This is a genomic window from Synechococcus sp. R55.8 (genome assembly GCF_047461895.1).
Taxonomy (GTDB): domain Bacteria; phylum Cyanobacteriota; class Cyanobacteriia; order Thermostichales; family Thermostichaceae; genus Thermostichus.
In genome coordinates this window covers 13,437-31,706 of record NZ_JANSIB010000017.1, presented here as the reverse complement: position 1 = coordinate 31,706, position 18,270 = coordinate 13,437, and the positions used below count along the sequence as shown (strand labels likewise).

Here is an 18,270-nt window from a genome sequence, read left to right as displayed (position 1 = left end):
GTGAGATGGGATGAGATGGGATCCCTCTCGCGGGGCCCGCAGAAGCGGCTAGAGTAACCTGGAAAGCGTTCCGCTCCTTTGTGCCATGACTCAGCAACTGACTCTCGACGGACTGGGATTGGGATCGAATGGGGGATCCCGTCTGGGTCGGGTGATTGTAACCGATTTGCAGGGGGAGATGCAGCGCTCCTACCTGGAATACGCCATGAGCGTGATCGTGGGGCGGGCCTTGCCGGATGTGCGGGATGGCCTCAAGCCGGTACACCGCCGCATCCTCTACGCCATGCACGAGCTGGGCCTGACGCCGGATCGCCCCTACCGCAAATGCGCACGGGTGGTGGGGGATGTGCTGGGGAAATATCACCCCCACGGGGATCAGGCAGTTTATGACGCGCTGGTGCGCATGGCACAAGACTTTTCCAGCCGCTATCCCCTGGTGGCGGGACACGGCAACTTCGGCTCTGTGGATGATGACCCGCCGGCGGCTATGCGCTACACGGAGTGCCGGCTGGCGGAGCTGAGCCACACAGCGCTTCTGGAGCAGGTATCGGAAGAGATCGTCGATTTCATGCCCAATTTCGACGGATCCCAGGCGGAGCCCACCGTTCTTCCGGCCCGCTTGCCCATTTTGCTGCTCAACGGCTCTGCCGGCATTGCTGTGGGCATGGCCACCAATATCCCACCCCACAACCTGGGGGAAGTGGTGGATGGCCTGTTGGCTTTGATCGACCATCCCGACCTCAGCCCTGAGGAACTGTTGCGGTGGATCCCGGGGCCGGATTTTCCCACCGGCGGCCAAATCTTAGACACCCAAGGGATCCGCGAAGCCTACCTCACCGGGCGCGGTTCCATCACCCTGCGGGGGGTAGCCCGATTTGAGGAGATCCAGCCGGGCAAAGGACGCCACCGGCGGCCTGCTCTGGTGATCACTGAATTTCCCTACCAGGTGAACAAAGCCGCCTGGATCGAAAAAGTGGCCGAGCTGGCCAACCAAGACCGCATCAGCGGCATCGCCGATCTGCGCGATGAGTCGGATCGCAGCGGCATTCGCGTGGTGGTGGAGCTGAAGCGAGAAGCCAACCCGCAGGCGGTTTTGCAGCAGTTGTATAAGCTCACCCCTTTGCAAAGCAACTTTGGAGCCATCCTGCTGGCTTTGGTGAACGGGGAACCGCGGCAGCTCAGCCTCAAGGACATCCTGCAACACTTCTTGCAATTTCGCGAGGCCACCCTCAACCGGATGTTCCGTGCCGAGTTGCAGCAGGTGCAGCGCAAGGCGGAAGAGGTGGCAGGAATGTTGCTGGCGTTGGCGGATCTGGAGGGGGTGATCGAGCTGCTGCGGCAAGCGCCCGATGGCACCACGGCCAAAGCCCAATTGCAAACTCGCCTGGGCTGTACCCCCCAGCAGGCAGAGACGATTTTGGCCATGCCTCTACGTCGCCTGACGGGATTGGAGCGGGAACGGCTGCACCAGGAACACGCCCAGTTGCAGACCCGCATCGAAGAACTGCAGGGGCTCCTCAGCGACCGCCGCAAGCTCTTGAATTATTTGAAAAAAGAGCTGCGACACCTGAAAAAGACCTTCGGGGATCCCCGGCGCACCCAGATCCTCTCGGCCTCGGAGCTGGAAGCGGAAGTGGCCCAAATCCCCAGCGGCGAAGAGACGGAAGAGACCCACTTCTTGCTGCAATTCACCCGCAAGGGCTATGTGCGCCGCCTGCCTCTGCCTAGCCGTCGCTCCCGCAGCAACCCGGCGCAACGGGAACTGGGGGAAGATGTGCTGGTCGGCCTGGAATGCGTCACGCTGGAGCAGGAAATCTTGGTGCTCACCGCTGGCGGCAAGGCTTTTACCGTGCCCATCGCAGGGATCCCCCTCAGCACTGGCTCTTCACGGGGGGTACCCCTGCTCACCCTTCTTCCCAACCCTGAGCCGATGGTTGCCACCTTCACGTTGGCTCCGGATCCGGGCAAGGCAAGTTTGGTGGTGCTCAGCCGGCAGGGGCGGATCAAGCGGCTGGCCCTGGCAGAGTTGATGGGCCTTACCCAACGGGGATCCACCGTCCTAAAGCTAAAAGAGGGAGATGAGCTGGGCTGGGCAGCCCTTTGGGATCCCGGCCACCAAGGCTACAGCGTCGTCCTGGCTACTTCAGGGGGACGGGTGCTGCGGCTGGATGTCCAACAGATTCCCCTGATGGGTCGGGCGGCTATGGGATCGCCGGCCCTGCGTTTGGGGCGCGCCGAGCAAATAGTTGGTATGGCGCTGCTGCCCCCGCAAGGGATCCTGGTTCTGGCCAGCCGGTTGGGCCACCTGAAGCGCTTGCCCCTGAGGGAGATCCCCATCCTGGAGCGGGGTCAAGTGGGCGTGCCGGCCTTTCACTTCTCCGACCGAGGGGATGTGCTGGTGGGCTTGGTGGGTCTCCCCCCCGAGCTGGAGAGGCCTTCCCATCTGCAACTGGATGTGATCACAGAGTCTGAACAGGTGTACTCCTTCTCTCCTGCCGAGATCCCGCTGCAAAGCCGCTCCGGGGGCGGATCCCTCCTGGTCAAAGGGGAGCGGGTCAGGGAGTTGCGCCTGTTCTGGCCGCAGTGGCTGCCGGAAGGCGATGTGGGATAGCTCTTGGGGGAGCAGAAGATCCCTAGGACGAAGAGCCTTCCCCAGGCGAGGCCGAATCGGTCGGCGGGGAGCCGGGATCCGTCTCCGGCACTTCGGGATGGCGAACGGGCTTGGGTAGGGTGCCACCTGACCTGATAACCAAACAGCGCACGGTTTGGTGCAGCTCCTCCAGCAAAATGCTGATGGCAGAGCGGAAGTCTCGGTGGTCATCTCGCATTTGCTCCAGCATGGCGCGGATGACTTCCTGACAATCCTTCAGGATGTGCTGCTGCTGGGCAACAATCTGCACCAGTTCGCTTTGTTCCTTGAGCAGCTCCCGCAGACAAGAGCGCAGCTCTTCCACATGGCTCTGCCAAAGGGCCTGTCCTTCCCGCAGCTCCATCACGCTGGTGCGCAAATCGGCGGTCGAGTCTCTTAGGGCTTCGCTGTGGCGGCGCTCGGCTTCCAGTTGCTTTTGCTGCTCCTGCTGCTGTTGGCGCAACTCAGAATTGGCCCGCAAGTTGGCTTCCGCTGCCCTGAGCAATTGAGCCAATCGAACCTCAGTAACAACCCAACGCTCTTCCGGGGAGAGAGATCGACCTCGGCCAACTCGCCTGCAGAAGTACTTCACAGTCGCTGCACCCTATACACAACTCTCTACTTTAAATCAAAGCACCATAGGACTTCAGCCCAAGCAGAGACCTGTCTATCGGGCTTTGTCCCGGCTGTTTTCTGGGTTTACCCAATGTAGCCATGATAGCGGATGCCGAATCCAGAAGTTCGGAAGACGGAGCTGCCCCTCTCCAGGGATCCCAGTCGTTCTTCTAGGATGGTGGAGAGTTTGGATAAAAGAAACCATGCCTTCACTTGCAAATCAGGTGGTGCTGATTACCGGCGCCTCTGCTGGAATTGGGGAAGCCGTCGCTCTGGAGGCGGCCAAACGCGGGGCTCGCTTGGTGCTGGCGGCCCGCCGGGAAGGGCTGCTGCGAAACGTCAAAGACTTGGTGGAGAGTCGGGGAGCGGAGGCGCTGGTGGTGCCCACCGACATGGCCGATACGGCCCAGGTGGAGGCGCTGGCCCAAAAGGCTCTGGATCACTTTGGCCGGGTGGATATCCTGGTGAACAACGCCGGCTATGGCCAGATGGGGCCGGTGGAAGAGGTGGATGTGGCGGCCATGCGGCGCCAGTTTGAGGTGAATGTATTTGGCTTGCACGCCCTCACCCGTGCCCTCTTGCCCCAAATGCGGGAACGGGGCAGTGGCCGCATCCTCAACCTCAGCTCGGTGGCCGGCCAGCTGTCCATGCCTTTCAGCGGCGTTTACAGCGCCACCAAGTTTGCTGTCGAAGCCCTCAGCGACGCCCTGCGGGTGGAAGTGGCCCCCTTCGGCATCAAGGTCATCTTGATCGAGCCGGGGCCGGTGGCCACCGAGTTTGGCCGCGTGGCGGAAGAAACCTTTGCCGCTGTTGTCAACCCCAACGGCCCCTACAAGGCGATCTTGGACAAGACCGCCGATCTGGCCAGCTCGTTCAGCAAAATGGCCTGGCCGGTGGAGAAGGTGGTGGAGCCGATCCTGAGGGCGATGACCGATCCTCACCCTTCCGACCGCTACACCGCTTTCACGGGGGGTAAGGTGGCGTTGGGGCTGATGCGGCTCATGCCCGCTGCTCTGGCTGACTCCATGTGGCGGCGCGTCTATGGGCTGGATGGTCTGGGATCCCCCGGCTCGGCCTAATTGCAGGCTGGTGGCGGGCATCGGATGGGGCAGGGATCCCTCAGGAGCTCATCCTTGCGGGGGTAGGGTTGTGCCTTCCAGGAGGGACAGGTTAAGTTTGTTAAAGGACTTTTAATAACCGAGCGTTCTCTTCCCTATGAACAAGCCTCTATCTCCCCAGCGCTGGCTGATCGCCCTCATGCTGGGCTTCTGTCTCTGGCAGGGATCCGGCCTGGTGCTGCAGCCTGCACCCGCCCATGCAGCTTTGGCCTCGGCCCTCACCTACGATCGCTTTTTGCGCTACGTCGAGGAGGGGCGGGTTACGGATGTGCGCCTCACGGACAACAATCTGGTAGCTGAAGTTACGGCTGTGGATCCCCAGACCCAGCATTCCACCCGCTACCGAGTGAACCTGCTGCCCAACACCGTACCGCAACTGGTGGACCGCCTCACCGAGCAGGGGATCGAAGTGGCAGTGGTACCCACCCGCAATGGCAGCGCCTTTTGGGCGCTTCTGGGCAACCTGGTGATCCCGCTGTTGCTGTTGGGAGGGTTGTTCTTTTTCCTGCGGCGTGCCGGTGGCGGAGCGGGCGGCCCTGGGCAGGCGATGAACTTCGGCAAATCGCGGGCCCGCTTCCAGATGGAAGCCAAAACCGGCGTTAAGTTCGACGATGTGGCCGGCATCGAAGAGGCCAAAGAAGAATTGCAAGAGGTGGTTACCTTCCTGAAGAAGCCGGAGCGCTTCACCGCTGTTGGGGCCAAGATCCCCAAGGGTGTGTTGTTGGTGGGGCCGCCGGGGACGGGCAAAACCCTTCTGGCCAAGGCCATTGCCGGCGAGGCAGGAGTGCCCTTTTTCAGCCTTTCCGGCTCTGAGTTTGTGGAAATGTTTGTCGGGGTGGGCGCCTCTCGCGTGCGGGATCTCTTCAAGAAGGCCAAGGAGAATGCGCCTTGCATCGTCTTCATCGACGAGATCGACGCGGTGGGCCGGCAGCGGGGGGCTGGCATCGGCGGTGGCAACGACGAACGCGAGCAAACCCTGAACCAGTTGCTCACGGAGATGGACGGCTTTGAGGGCAACACCGGCATTATCGTGATTGCCGCCACCAACCGCCCTGATGTGTTGGATGCCGCTCTCTTGCGTCCGGGGCGCTTCGACCGCCAGATTACGGTGGATCGGCCCAGTTTCAAGGGGCGCTACGAGATCTTGCGGGTGCATGCCCGCAACAAGAAGCTGGCGGAAGAGGTCAGCCTGGAGGCGATTGCCCGCCGTACCCCCGGCTTTGCCGGCGCGGATCTGGCCAACCTGCTCAATGAAGCGGCCATTTTGGCGGCCCGCCGTCAGCGCATGGCCATCACCAACCAAGACATTGACGATGCCATCGACCGCATCACCATCGGCCTGACCAAGCCCCCGCTGTTGGACGGCAAGAGCAAGCGCCTGATCGCCTACCACGAGTGTGGCCATGCCCTGTTGATGACACTTTTGCCCCACGCGGATCCCTTGAACAAGGTGACCATCATCCCCCGTTCCGGCGGCGCAGGTGGCTTTGCCCAGCAACTGCCCAACGAGGAGCAGATCGACTCCGGCATGTACAGCCGCGCTTGGCTGCTGGATCGGGTGGTGGTGGGCTTTGGCGGTCGGGCGGCCGAAGAGATCGTCTTCGGCTACTCGGAAGTGACCACCGGAGCCAGCAACGACCTGCAGCAGAACACGAATCTGGTGCGGCAGATGGTGACCCGCTTTGGCATGTCTGAGCTGGGGCCCTTGATGCTGGATCCCCCCAACAACGAGGTATTCTTGGGCGGCGGCTGGATGAACCGCGTCGAGTACTCGGAGGATGTGGCCGCCAAGATCGACCGCCAGGTGCGGCAGATCCTGGAGAGCTGCTACCAGAAGGCCAAGCAGATTTTGCTGGAGCACCGCCCTCTGCTGGATCGATTGGCCGATACCTTGGTGGAACGGGAAACCCTGGATGGCGACGAATTCCGGGCGATTGTCTCAGAGTATGTGCCCATCCCGGAGAAGGTCGGCCTGCCCAGTCCACTTGCGGAAGCGGGACGGAGTCCAAAGTTGGTCTAAGGGATCCCATCTCCATTGCCAGATAGACAACTGGGGGGGTTGTTGGGGCTGGATCCCGGCAGCTGCCCCCTTTTCCTCGCGAGTTTTGGGTTGCGTTGGGCTGTCGCATGCTCTCTTCGCTCTCTGCTTTGCCGGTTCACCTTTATCGCTGCCTGAGCTGCGGTCGGGAAGGGTTGACCCAATCACCAGGGCGGGAACAGGGATCCGTGGCAGATCGGGTTTATTGTCCCAGTTGTGGCCAAATTTACCCCATCACCGCTTCTGGGGCTGTGGATTTTATCGGCAGCTCATCGGACCTGCATCTCACGCCGGCCCAAGCCATTGCCCATCTGCCTGGGTTTGCCTGGGGCTACGATCGCCTCTGGCGGCCCTGGGCCCTGTCGCTGCTGACGGGAGAGAGCTTTGGGAGCGAGCGGGAGAGTCAACTGCTGGCCGAGTTGGTGGGGGAGGGGGATCCCATCTTGGATTTGGGCACTGCCGGGGGGTACTGGAGCCGCTTGCTCCTGGCCAAGGATCCACAACGGACGGTGATCGGCCTGGACAATGCAGCAGGGGTATTGGCGGAAGCCGCTCAACAAGCGCAGCCCCACTGGCAGCACTACAGCCTGATGCGGGCTCGGGCTGAACAGCTTCCCCTCGCCTCTGGAACTTTTGGGGCGGTGATCAGCGGGGCCACCTTGAACGAAGTGCCTTTGGATCCCTGTTTGCGGGAAATTGCCCGCGTCTTGAAACCGGGAGGGGCCTTTGTCTCGATGCACAGCCAGCAGGTACAGGGATGGGGGCAGATGGTGCAGCAATGGCTGGAAGCCACCGGCCTTCATTTTTTCTCGGAAACCCAGTTGCGTGAGCACCTTCAACAGGTGGGGCTGCAGTTGGAGCGTTATCTCAGCTTGGGTTGGGTGGCCTTTGTGCGGGCAGTGCGCCTCTGATCTTGGCCGGGTTAAGTTGTGCAGTGGCCATCGAGTCGATGTCGGAGCCATTACCCCAATCCAAGTCATGCCGATCCCTGGCTCCCCTCTTCCACCAAGAGAGAGACTAGGAGTGAGGGCGCACTCTATGGGATCCACTCCAGCCCAACGCCAAAGCTAAACTCCCGATCCAGGGTCGAGTTGCGCAGGCTATAGCGAGCAGAAAGACGAAAGGAAGGGCTAATGGCGTAGGCAGCAGTGAGCTCCGCCAGGGTGGCCTGTCCTTCTTCCGGCTCCTGGGGGGCAACCCAACTGTAGCTGCCGGTCAAATCTACACCTCCCGGAGCCAAGGCCAAAACAGCAAAAGCCCCATAGCTAACTCCACTGAGGCTGCGGTTCTTTTGTTCCAAAGCCCGATACCCCAGTTGTGGCGCCAGATTAAAACGGGATCCCATGGGGGCCAGAAAGTAACGCATTTCCGACCCGTACTGGCGCACTTCGGGATGTTCGGAAGATTGGCGATAGTCACCACTGAGGGTGAGGCGATCTCCCAGACGCAAGTCTTGTAGGCTGATTCGCCAGTGAGAAGAGGACTCGAAGCCGGCCTGCAAGCGCGTGGGCAAGACAGGGGTGTTGCGGATTTCTTCCAGGAGATGGGGCGGGTTTTGCAGCCAGCGGCGCAACACGGGGCTGCCTTCCAAAAGTTGGCTATCCAAGCCCAAATCCAAAGCGGCTGAGAGCGTGGCCGGCGCCGGATCCTGAATGCTGGCTTGCGTGGAATTGGCCCAAACTGGCCACCCAGGCACCAGTCCAGCCCAGAGGAGCAGCATACCCAGGGGAAGCCCTTTGCCAGACTGTCTCACCGCCTGCAACCCCATGCATCGCGTCCCTACTGTAGCCGCTTTCCGAGGGATTCTCCACGCAGACGGGCAAGGCTGGAGGTGCTCCACAGCGCGGCAACAACACCTCAAAGACGGCCCAGCGACAACAGAAAGCCTAGCTGCTCCGGCTGTTGGCAACCACCCGCAAGCGCTCGACCAATTTTTGCAGTTGCCGTTCAAACTGCAGACTTTCCCGCTGTAGCTGACTGACTTTCTCACAGCTATAGAGAACGGTGGTGTGATCTTTTCCCCCAAAGTAATCGCCAATTTTGGGCAAGCTGAGGTTGGTGTAGTGGCGCATCAAAAACATGGCAATTTGCCGTGCTTGGCTGATGTCACGCTTGCGGGAGGATCCCAGTAAACTTTCTCGGTCGATGCCGAATTCTTCACAGACCACATCGGTAATCATGTCGGCGGTGATCTCTTTCGGCTCGCTGGGGGGATTGAGGATGGGCTGAATCGTCTCCACGCTCATCGGCAAGCCAGAAATGGAAACATAGGCGACGGCGCGGATCAGGGCACCTTCCAGCTCGCGGATGTTGCTGGTGTAGGTGGTGGCAATGTACTCGATCACGTCGGCGGGCAGGTTCATCCCCTCGTACTCGGCTTTCTTCTTGAGAATGGCCATGCGGGTTTCGATATCCGGCGATTGAATTTCGGCAATCAGGCCCATCGAAAACCGAGAACAGAGACGTTCCTGCAGACGCGGGATCAGATGAGGAGAACGGTCGGCGGCCAGCACAATCTGCTTGCCGGACTCGTGCAGGGTGTTAAAGGTGTGAAAAAACTCCTCTTGGGTGTACTCTTTGCCTTCGATAAATTGAACGTCATCCACCAATAAAATATCCACATCCCGATAGTGCTCCCGGAAAGACTGCATGCTGTCTCGCCGGATGGCATCGATTAAATCGTTGGTAAACCGTTCGGTGGACACGTAAAAGACTTTGGCCTGTGGATTTGCCTCTAGCTGGTAGTGGCCAATGGCCTGCATCAGGTGGGTTTTGCCCAGACCCACCCCACCGCAGAGAAACAGGGGGTTGTAGGCGCGCCCAGGCTTGTCGGCCACAGCCAGAGCTGCAGCGTGAGCCATGCGGTTGTTGGGGCCAACCACAAACCGCGAGAAGGAATACTTGGGGTTGAGATCCGGCGCCCGCATGGGCAGGCTGCCGCCGACTTCCAGTCCTAGGGTGGTGGAGGCAGGTAAGCTGCCGGCTCTGCCCGATGTTGGGGAAATGGTTCTTGAAGGGGGTTCTGCCTCGACAGAAGCGTGGGGGGAAACGGAAAACTCCACCTGCAAAGGGATCCCGGCTACCCGCTGCACCACCTCGGTGATGGTGGAAGCGTAGTGCTTTTGCAGCCAGCCCCGTGCCCATTCGCTGGGGGTACAGATGGTGAGGCGGTTGTCCACCAACGATTCAGCCCGCGCCGTTTTGATCCAAGCCTCAAAGGTTGGGCGGCTGAGCTGCACCTGCAGATGACACAGGGCTTCATCCCAGAGCTGATCCAGGGAAATATCCACACCACACACTCAGAGCGACACAGCAGAAGCCCAGAGGAAACAGCGGCGGCTTCCTCGACAGGAGCTTCGGGATTCCCAATTTAACTGCTCGGCGCGGGGTGGCCAATCTAGCAATTTTCCATTGAGTCTGCTAAGATTAACCACCTGTGATCAGTTGCCAGCAGGCTGAATGGCAGTCTGGTCAGCTCTGGCAGATGATCTTGGCTTCATTGGTTGGCTTCTCACCATGACTCAGCGTACCCTTCGTGGCACCAATCGCAGACGCATTCGGGTTTCTGGGTTTCGGGCCAGAATGCGAACGGCAACTGGGCGTCAGGTCTTGCGGCGACGGCGGGCCAAGGGGCGTTATCGCCTGGCGGTTTCCTAAGCCCTTTGGTCAGAGATTTGATTTGTCTTGGTTTTTTGGAGCGTTGCAGCCCAAAACTCGCTGACTTCTGGGGCAGACTCTCCTCGGTGCCCAATGTTGCCGGCTCCTCATCGATTGCGGGATCGACGAGCTTTTCAGGCGCTCTACCAGGGGGGCCAACGTCGTTCCGGTGCAGGCTTGACCCTGCTGTTTCAGCCGATGCCCGCAGGGTGCGAAGGGATCCCTAGCCAAGTGGGGCTGGTGATCGGCAGAAAGGTGAGCAAATCTGCCGTAAAACGGAATCGGCTGCGACGCCAGTTGCGAGAAATCTTGCGCCCTCTGTGCCCAAACCTGAAACCCGGATACCGGCTGCTGTTTATCTCCAAGGCAAACTTACTGACCTACCGCTGGCCGGAGCTGAGGGCAGAGGTGCATCGTCTTCTCCAAAAGGCCGACCTGCTCGTCAGCACAGATGCGGATCCCAGGCTGTCCTAGAGACCTAGGCTGCACAGGTTTTTGCTACCCATGCTAGCCTGTTGCCATCATCTGCCGGTGGTCACGCTAGATGTGGGGTGTGATGTACGTCAAGCGGATTGAGCTGACCCGATTTAAGTCCTTTGGTAGCACAACCTCGATACCCCTGTTGCCGGGGTTCACGGTTATTTCTGGCCCCAATGGCTCCGGTAAGTCTAACATCCTGGATGGGATCCTGTTCGCGCTGGGTTTATCGTCCTCGCGGGGGATGCGGGCAGAGAGGCTTTTGGATCTGGTGCATTCCGGCAGCCTCAACGGCAATCGGCAGGTGGAAACCCATGTTTCTGTCACCTTTGAGCTGGGGCCAGGAGAAGATGGTCAGCCCAGGGAATGGAAAGTCAGTCGCCGGCTGCGGGTCAAGCCCGGAAAGGCTGAGGATCCCACTCGCGATAGCGGGACGGATTCTCTCCCCTACACCAGCACTTTCTACATCAACGATGTGCCCTGTACCCTGAGCGAGCTGCACGAACAACTGGAGGCGATGCACATCTACCCCAACGGCTACAACGTCGTTTTACAGGGGGATGTCACCAGCATCATTTCCATGCACCCCAAGGAACGGCGGCAGATCATCGACGAATTGGCGGGGGTGGCCACCTTCGACCGCAAGATCGCCCAGGCCAACAGCAAGCTGGAGGCGGTACGGGAACAAATTGAGCGCTTTCGGCTCATCGAACAGGAATGGCAAGCTCAAGGAGAGCGGCTGCTCAGAGAGAGCGAAAAGGCCCAACACTATCAGCAACTGCGGCTGCAGTTGCAAACGCTGGAGCAGCAGCAACAGGTGTTGCTTTGGCGGCATTTGCAAGTCCAAGTGGAAGAAACCCAGGCGGCCATTCAGCAGCTTCTGGAGGCTCAGGAGCAGGCCACCGCTCAGGTGCAGACCTTGAGCGAGCATTTGCAGCAAGCCGAAGCCGCCCTGACCGAGTTGCAAAGCCGCATCCATGCTCTTGGAGAGGAGGAATACCTGCACCTGCAAGCCCAAATCGCCGCCGCCGAAGCACAGCGGCAACAGGTCAGCCGACAGATCGCAGCCTGGCAGGAGGAGATCCAGCAAGCGCAGCGCCTACATCAGGAGTGCCAAGCCCAACAGCAGCATCTGCAGGCGGAGCTGGAACACCTGCACAGCCAACAAGAGCAACTGGCCCAAGCCCAGGGATCCCTGCAGGCCCAGGTTCAGAAAGCCCAAATTAGCTTGGAACAGAGCCGCGAACAGCTGCGCGCCCTAGCCCAATCCGCCGATGCCTGGGTGAAACAGCAGCGCTACCTCACCCGCCACATTGAGGAACTTCGCGCCGAACAGGAGCCTCTCCAACAGGAGCAAATTCGCCTGCAAGAGCGACAACGGCAACTGGAACGGCAAAGCCAAGAGATCCAGGCGGAGATTGCCCAGATCGAGGCGTGGCTGGGATCCCACCTGGCCCTCACCGCCGAGCTGGAACACACTTGCCGACAGTCGGAAGCTCAGGTTCAGACCCTGGCCCAAGAGCTGGCGCAACTGCAGGCCGGCCTGGAGTTGGATCGCGCCACCCACGAGCGCCTGGCCGCCGAGCTGCACGCCAAGCAGCGGCAACTGGACAAATGGGAAACCCGCCGCCAAGTGTTGCAAGAATCCCAGGGATCCCGGGCGACCCAAGCCATCTTGAGTGCCCGTCTGCCGGGGGTTTTGGGGTTGGTGGCCCAGTTGGGGCAGGTGGATCCCCAGTATCAACTGGCCCTGGAGGTTGCAGCAGGCAACCGGCTGCACTTTGTGGTGGTGGAGGATGACACCGTGGCCGTGAGCGCTGTCAACTTTTTGAAGCGGGAAAAAGCCGGACGCGCCACCTTTTTGCCCTTGAATAAGCTCCAGCCCACCCGCCCACCCAGCCCCCTGAAATTGGACGGCCTGATCGACTACGCCATTCGTTTGGTGCGTTTTGAAGAGCGCTACCGGGATGTTTTCGGCTTTGTGTTCGGCTCCACCCTGGTTTTCCAAAGCCTAGAGCTGGCCCAGCCCCACATCGGCAAGCACCGCATGGTTACTCTGGAAGGGGAGCTGTTGGAAACTTCGGGCGCCATGACCGGCGGCAGCGCCCCCCAGCGAGCTGGGATCCACTTTTCTGCCGGCGAACCTTCCGAGGAGGCCGCCTTGCGCTCCCGCTTGGCCGAGCTGGAGGAACTGCTGGCCGCCCTCACCCTGCGCCTACAAGCAGCCCAAGCCCGCGAAAAACAACTGGCCCAAGCCCTGCTCCTGGCTCGCCAAGACGCCCTGCAAGCCCAGCAATATCTGGAGCGGCACCAAGCCGACTGCCAAAAGCAACAGGCCCGCCTGCAACACCTGCAGGGATCCCTGGCGCAAAGGCAAAGCGAAAGCCACCAGATCCAGCAGCGGCTCCAGCAGATTCAACTGCGCTGGGATCCCTTGCAACAGCGCCTATCCGATCTCGCCCTCAAGCTCAGCCAACTGGAGGGATCCCCGGTGAACCAGCATTGGCAGCAACTGCAGCAGACGGTGCAGCAGCAAGAAAGTCGCTTGGCAGAGCTGCAGCAGCAACTGGCCCAACTGGAGCGGCAACAGCAGGAGAACTCCGGCCAACAACACCTGAAACAGGCCCAAATCCAGCACCACCAGGAGCGCCTGCAAGAGAGCGAACAGCGCCAAGCCTATCTGCAGGAGCAAATCGTCCAAGCCCAAGCCACCCTTGGTCACATCCAGCAGCACCTTGCCGAGCAACGGCAACAGATAAGCCAGATCGAGGCCCGCCTCGCCCACCTGCGCCAAGAGCGGGATCGGCAAGAATTCCAATTGCGGGCCCAACAACAGCAAATCCAACGCCTGGAGTGGGAACGCTACAACGCCCTCACCCAACAACAGGAAAAAGAGGCTCTGCTGGCCCAACTGCAAACCCAACTGCAAGCGGTGGTTCAAGAGCTGCCGGATCCGCTGCCCGACTTGCCCGCCACCCTGACCTTAGACGAGCTGCAGCGGCAAAAACGCAAAATCGAAGAGCAATTGCGATCCCTGGAGCCGGTAAACATGCTGGCCATTGCCGAATACGAACAGACCCAAGCTCGCCTGCGGGATCTCAGCGCCAAACTGGAAACCCTGCACCAAGAGCGCACCGAGTTGTTGCTGCGCATCGAGAACTTTTCCACCCTGCGTCGGCAAGCCTTCTTGGATGCCTTTCATGCCGTCAACGGCCATTTTCAAACCATCTTTGCCCAACTTTCCGATGGGGATGGTCATTTGGAATTGGAAAACCCAGAGGATCCCTTCGCAGGCGGTCTAACCTTGGTGGCCCACCCCAAAGGTAAGCCGGTGCGCCGTCTCAGCGCCATGTCGGGAGGAGAAAAATCCTTGACAGCCCTCAGCTTTATTTTTGCTCTGCAGCGATTCCGCCCTTCCAGCTTTTACGCCTTTGATGAAGTAGATATGTTTTTGGACGGGGCCAATGTGGAAAAATTGGCCAATATGATCTGGCAGCAATCTCGTCAGGCGCAGTTTTTGGTGGTCAGTTTACGCCGCCCCATGATCGAAAAAGCTGAGCACACCATTGGTGTAACCCAGGCCCGCGGTGCATACACTCAGGTGATCGGCCTGACCAAACCCGCCCCTCACCCCAGTTAAGATGTGGCTTGGTTAAGAGCAGAGGGCAAATCCTGAGGTCCCATTAGACTCATTCTAAGAATGGTTTAGGAGTGTCCAAACGCCTGCCATGGTTGCTCTGACTCTGAATCTATCCCCCCTGACAACTCTGAGCCGAGCAGATTTTATTCGGCTTTGTGCCGCCAATCCTGACCTGAAGCTGGAGCGTACCGCTCAAGGAGAATTGGTTATCATGTCTCCAACCGGCGGGGAAACCGGCCACTGGAATGCCGAAATCACCACAGACTTAACCCTTTGGAATCGGCAATCGGGCCGAGGGAAAAGCTTTGATTCTTCCACCGGATTTTCCTTGCCTTCAGGCAGCGACCGCTCCCCGGATTTGGCCTGGATCCCGATTGAAAAGTGGGAAGCTTTGGATCCCTCAGTCCGTCAAGGATTTTTGCCCTTGTGCCCCGATTTTGTGGTGGAGATCCTCTCGCCCACCGACTCTTGGATTCAAACTCAGGCCAAGATGCAAGAATACATGGACAACGGCTGCCGGCTGGGGTGGCTGCTGGATCCCAAGGCCAAGCGGGTGATGATCTACCGACAAGGGCAAGCGCCGGAATTGGTCGAAGATCCGGAAACCTTATCGGGAGAGGACGTGCTGCCGGGCTTCACCTTGCCCATTCGCAAGATCTGGTCGGCTTGATATGAGTAGCTTTCACGGATTTACGATCCCTGATACAGCTTTTTTCCACGCCCTTAACCCAACCAACTCTGATGGATCTCTTGCATGACAGGGATCCCACGCAATTGCAGAACTCTCCCAACCTTGGAAACAGCTGCAGTAAAAATGTTGAGCGATAGGCCAAAAACAGGCGGAGTCACACTACCATGGCTGCTCTGACTCTGAATCTATCTCCCCTGATAAACCTCAGCCGAGCAGATTTTATCCGGCTTTGTGCCGCCAATCCTGAGCTGAAGCTGGAGCGTACTGCCCAAGGAGAATTGGTCATCATGTCTCCAACCGGTGGGGAAACGGGCAATCTTAACTTTGAAATTGCCGGGGAAGTTTATGTTTGGAATCGGCAATCGGGCCGAGGGAAAAGCTTTGATTCTTCCACCGGATTTTCCTTGCCTTCAGGCAGCGACCGCTCCCCGGATTTGGCCTGGATCCCGATTGAAAAGTGGGAAGCTTTGGATCCCTCAGTCCGTCAAGGATTTTTGCCCTTGTGCCCCGATTTTGTGGTGGAGATCCTCTCGCCCACCGACTCTTGGATTCAAACTCAGGCCAAGATGCAAGAATACATGGACAACGGCTGCCGGCTGGGGTGGCTGCTGGATCCCAAGGCCAAGCGGGTGATGATCTACCGACAAGGGCAAGCGCCGGAATTGGTCGAAGATCCGGAAACCTTATCGGGAGAGGACGTGCTGCCGGGCTTCACCTTGCCCATCCGCAAGATCTGGTCCACCTGACATTCTACGGTCGTTTTATAGTCATTTTAGACAGGAATGAAACATTTGTGTATTGGTTTCTAACTCCCCTCTCCCAAAGGAAGAGGGGCTGGGAGTGGTCGCAGAAGCTGCACGGAATGCTTGAGGAGTGTCTCAATCTAGTTTGGAATGACTATAGTCCTCAGATTGGGGTCTTTCGCGCAATTCTGGCGAGACTGGGATCTTGGCCAGGCTGGATAAGGCCCACCGATGCCTTTTGCACCTGCTGGACTTCTTGCAAAAGCTGCAAGTAAAAAGTCCGTCGTTCCCAATCCAGATCTCGGAGCCCACAGCCCGGCTCTCGATGGTGCAGGCAATCGCGAAACTGACAGGCGCCCAAGCGATCCCTTACTTCGGGGAAGCACCGTATCAACTGCAAAGGATGCACCGGCGGGATCCCTTCGCCAGCATTGAATCCCGGCGAATCGGCGATCCAACCGCCTTCCGGCAAAGGAAACAGCTCCACATGGCGGGTGGTGTGCCGACCATGGCCCAAACGTCTGGAGACGGCCTGAGTGGCCAGCCGAACGTCCGGCAGCAGCCGATTGAGCAAGCTGGATTTGCCCACCCCGGAAGGGCCTGTCACCACCGAGATCTGATCTCGACAGCACTGTTGCAACTGGGGGATCCCAGCTCGGGTGTGGGCACTGACCAACAGAGGCTCATATCCCCACCTCTGCAGACGCTCCACCCAAGTTGTCGCCACTTCTGGATCCACGCAGTCGCATTTGTTCAACACCACCTGAACCCGCAGTTGGCTGGCCTCGGCTTGCACCAGCAGACGACTGAGGGCGTTGGGCTCAGGGTCGGGCTCGGCCAGGGCCACCACCACCAGAACTTGGGTCGCGTTGGCAATAGCGGGTCGAGGCAGCTGAGTGCGCCGCGGCAGGATCGCCTCGATCACCCCCCGCTCCGGCCAGAGGTCGGCGGCAGCAGGCGGCAAGCGCACCTCCACCCAGTCCCCCACCATCACCTGCTGACCCATTTTTTTCAGCTTGGCCCGACTGGTACAGAGAATCTCTGCCGGCGTGGGCTTTTCAACCGGAAACCGAGCCGGGATCTCGGGAAAGAGGGCAGCCAAACTTGGATCGATCCGCACGCGATAAAAGTTGGCCTGCGCTGCTCGCACCCAGCCGGTACAATCTTTTCCTTCCGGTTTCACCGGGTTCATGGCGACGCAGGTGTGCCGCGACGCACCCAGAGAATGTAATGGCCTTCGGGGGAAGCTGCCTGTCCCTCAATCCGATGCCCGGCCATGGCTAGACTGTTGGGCACCTGCTCCAGAGGTTCTCCCGCATCCAGCCATAGCTCCAGCAGTTCTCCAGGAGCCATGCGCTCCAGGCGCAGCTTCGCCCGCACGTAGTTAAGTGGGCAAGGGATCCCGCGCTGGTCAAGGATAAACTTGACCTCTTCCGACGAAACAGCCTCTGCAGTCATTCTTCCTCACGCTCCCGGTTGCCAGGCATCTGGGCCAGCCCCCGCAACAACCCGCCCAAGAAACCATCCCGCTTGTTGATGCGTTCTCCGTGCAGCTCAGCCAGGCGCATGAGCAATTCCCGCTCTTCTGAGCTGATGCGGGTGGGGATCTCCACCACCAAGGTGATTTGGTGGTCGCCCCGAGACATCGGGTTGCCAATGCGAGGTACCCCCTTGCCCTCCAGGGTCAGCACTGTACCCGGCTGGGATCCGGCTGGGATGGTCAGCTCCACCTCTTCCTCCAGGCCGGCTTTCGAGTCCACGGTGGGCACAGAGACCTTGGCCCCCAAGATGGCCTGCAAATAGCTCACCCGCACCTCCGAGAGAATGGTCAGGCCATCTCGCTGGAAGTCGGGATCCGGTTCCACAAATAGGTAGACGTAGAGATCCCCGGGCGGGCCACCGCGTCGACCGGCATCGCCTTCCCCGGAAACCCGCAAACGGGTGCCACTATCCACGCCGGCTGGGATGTTAATGCGCAGTTTCTTCGTGGTTTGGGCCAAGCCCTCGCCATTGCAGTTGTAGCAGGGCTCTTCCAACACCTGACCGCTGCCACCACAGGTGGGACAAACCGAGACCTGGGTAAAGTTGCCAAACGGCGTGCGGGTTGCCCGCCGCACCTGACCGCCGCCCCCGCAGGTGGGGCAAGTTTTCACCTCCGTACCGGGCTTAGCCCCGCTGCCTCCACAGACGTTGCAGACTTCCAAGTGGCTGATGCGAATCTGCTTTTCGCCGCCGAAGATGGCTTCCAGAAACTCCAGTTTTAGGTCAAAGCGCAGATCATCGCCCCGTACCGGCCCCTGGCGACTGCGGGCATAGCTGGCTCCTGCCCCTGCAAAGTTGGTGAAAAAGCTCTCGAAAATGTCGGCAAAGCCACCCATCCCCGCAAAATCCTGGAATCCACTTGCTGCCGCAGCAGCTCCACTCAAACCCGCTTCTCCAAAGCGATCGTAGCGGGCTTTCAGCTCATTATCAGAGAGCACCTCATAGGCACGGTTGATCTCTTTGAAGCGCTCCTCGGCGCCTGGCTCCTTGTTGACATCCGGGTGGTACTTACGAGCCAACCGTCGATAGGCGCGCTTGATCTCCTCTTTGGAGCTATCGCGGCTAACCCCCAAGATTTCATAGTAGTCGCGAGCCATAGAAGCGCTTCAGAAGAGGTTAA

General features: G+C 59.7%; 15 protein-coding genes. 9 read left to right on the top strand and 6 right to left on the bottom strand.

Features of this window, described 5'->3' with window-relative positions; genetic code table 11:
* Positions 1-85 precede the first annotated feature (85 nt).
* Positions 86-2,611, top strand: a complete 2,526-nt coding sequence (locus tag NW829_RS03195) for a DNA gyrase/topoisomerase IV subunit A (RefSeq protein WP_414416418.1) — start codon at positions 86-88, stop codon at positions 2,609-2,611.
* A gap of 22 nt (positions 2,612-2,633) precedes the next feature.
* On the opposite strand, the gene NW829_RS03190 is transcribed toward NW829_RS03195, so the two are convergent.
* Positions 2,634-3,143, bottom strand: a complete 510-nt coding sequence (locus NW829_RS03190; RefSeq protein WP_414342192.1) for a hypothetical protein — start codon at positions 3,141-3,143, stop codon at positions 2,634-2,636.
* Between the two features lie 304 nt (positions 3,144-3,447).
* Between NW829_RS03190 and NW829_RS03185 the strand changes: the two genes are divergently transcribed.
* The 3 genes from NW829_RS03185 to NW829_RS03175 all read left to right on the top strand — a co-directional run bounded on the left by NW829_RS03185 (position 3,448) and on the right by NW829_RS03175 (position 7,311).
* Positions 3,448-4,323, top strand: coding sequence for an SDR family NAD(P)-dependent oxidoreductase (locus NW829_RS03185; protein WP_414332084.1), 876 nt, complete (start codon positions 3,448-3,450; stop codon positions 4,321-4,323).
* A 136-nt stretch (positions 4,324-4,459) separates the two neighbouring features.
* Positions 4,460-6,382 (top strand): ATP-dependent zinc metalloprotease FtsH, encoded by a 1,923-nt coding sequence (gene ftsH / locus NW829_RS03180; RefSeq protein ID WP_414416417.1) that lies wholly within the window; start codon positions 4,460-4,462, stop codon positions 6,380-6,382.
* A gap of 107 nt (positions 6,383-6,489) precedes the next feature.
* A complete protein-coding gene (locus NW829_RS03175; protein WP_414416416.1) occupies positions 6,490-7,311 on the top strand; it encodes a class I SAM-dependent methyltransferase in 822 nt (273 codons plus the stop codon).
* A gap of 125 nt (positions 7,312-7,436) precedes the next feature.
* Here the strand turns inward: NW829_RS03175 and NW829_RS03170 are convergent, their stop codons facing one another.
* Together NW829_RS03170 and dnaA are read right to left on the bottom strand one after the other, a co-directional pair.
* Positions 7,437-8,120 (bottom strand): hypothetical protein, encoded by a 684-nt coding sequence (locus NW829_RS03170; RefSeq protein WP_148202667.1) that lies wholly within the window; start codon positions 8,118-8,120, stop codon positions 7,437-7,439.
* Positions 8,121-8,286: 166 nt separating this feature from the next.
* Positions 8,287-9,690, bottom strand: a complete 1,404-nt coding sequence (gene dnaA / locus NW829_RS03165) for a chromosomal replication initiator protein DnaA (RefSeq protein WP_414414088.1) — start codon at positions 9,688-9,690, stop codon at positions 8,287-8,289.
* 226 nt (positions 9,691-9,916) lie between these two features.
* Between dnaA and rpmH the strand changes: the two genes are divergently transcribed.
* The 5 genes from rpmH (at position 9,917) to NW829_RS03140 (ending at position 15,611) form a co-directional block, all read left to right on the top strand.
* Positions 9,917-10,057 carry a 50S ribosomal protein L34 gene (gene rpmH / locus NW829_RS03160; RefSeq protein ID WP_011434477.1) on the top strand — a complete coding sequence of 47 codons (141 nt, stop codon included), beginning with the start codon at positions 9,917-9,919 and terminating at the stop codon, positions 10,055-10,057.
* A 93-nt stretch (positions 10,058-10,150) separates the two neighbouring features.
* Entirely contained in the window at positions 10,151-10,531 is a 381-nt protein-coding gene (rnpA, locus tag NW829_RS03155) for a ribonuclease P protein component (RefSeq protein WP_414342200.1), read from the top strand.
* 82 nt (positions 10,532-10,613) lie between these two features.
* Positions 10,614-14,174, top strand: coding sequence for a chromosome segregation protein SMC (gene smc, locus NW829_RS03150; protein WP_414416419.1), 3,561 nt, complete (start codon positions 10,614-10,616; stop codon positions 14,172-14,174).
* Between the two features lie 88 nt (positions 14,175-14,262).
* Entirely contained in the window at positions 14,263-14,844 is a 582-nt protein-coding gene (locus tag NW829_RS03145) for a Uma2 family endonuclease (protein ID WP_011434474.1), read from the top strand.
* Between the two features lie 185 nt (positions 14,845-15,029).
* The gene (locus tag NW829_RS03140; RefSeq protein WP_414416415.1) at positions 15,030-15,611 is read left to right on the top strand and encodes a Uma2 family endonuclease; all 582 of its coding nucleotides are present in this window, start codon (positions 15,030-15,032) and stop codon (positions 15,609-15,611) included.
* Between the two features lie 160 nt (positions 15,612-15,771).
* Here NW829_RS03140 and rsgA read toward each other — a convergent pair whose 3' ends face one another.
* The 3 genes from rsgA to dnaJ are packed head-to-tail and all read right to left on the bottom strand — an operon-like array spanning position 15,772 to position 18,247.
* A complete protein-coding gene (gene rsgA / locus NW829_RS03135) occupies positions 15,772-16,800 on the bottom strand; it encodes a ribosome small subunit-dependent GTPase A (protein ID WP_414416414.1) in 1,029 nt (342 codons plus the stop codon).
* Positions 16,797-17,066, bottom strand: coding sequence for a sulfurtransferase TusA family protein (locus tag NW829_RS03130; RefSeq protein WP_414329168.1), 270 nt, complete (start codon positions 17,064-17,066; stop codon positions 16,797-16,799). The genes rsgA and NW829_RS03130 overlap by 4 nt, the downstream gene beginning before the upstream one ends.
* Positions 17,063-18,247, bottom strand: a complete 1,185-nt coding sequence (gene dnaJ, locus NW829_RS03125) for a molecular chaperone DnaJ (RefSeq protein ID WP_414329167.1) — start codon at positions 18,245-18,247, stop codon at positions 17,063-17,065. The genes NW829_RS03130 and dnaJ overlap by 4 nt, the downstream gene beginning before the upstream one ends.
* Positions 18,248-18,270: the final 23 nt, after the last annotated feature.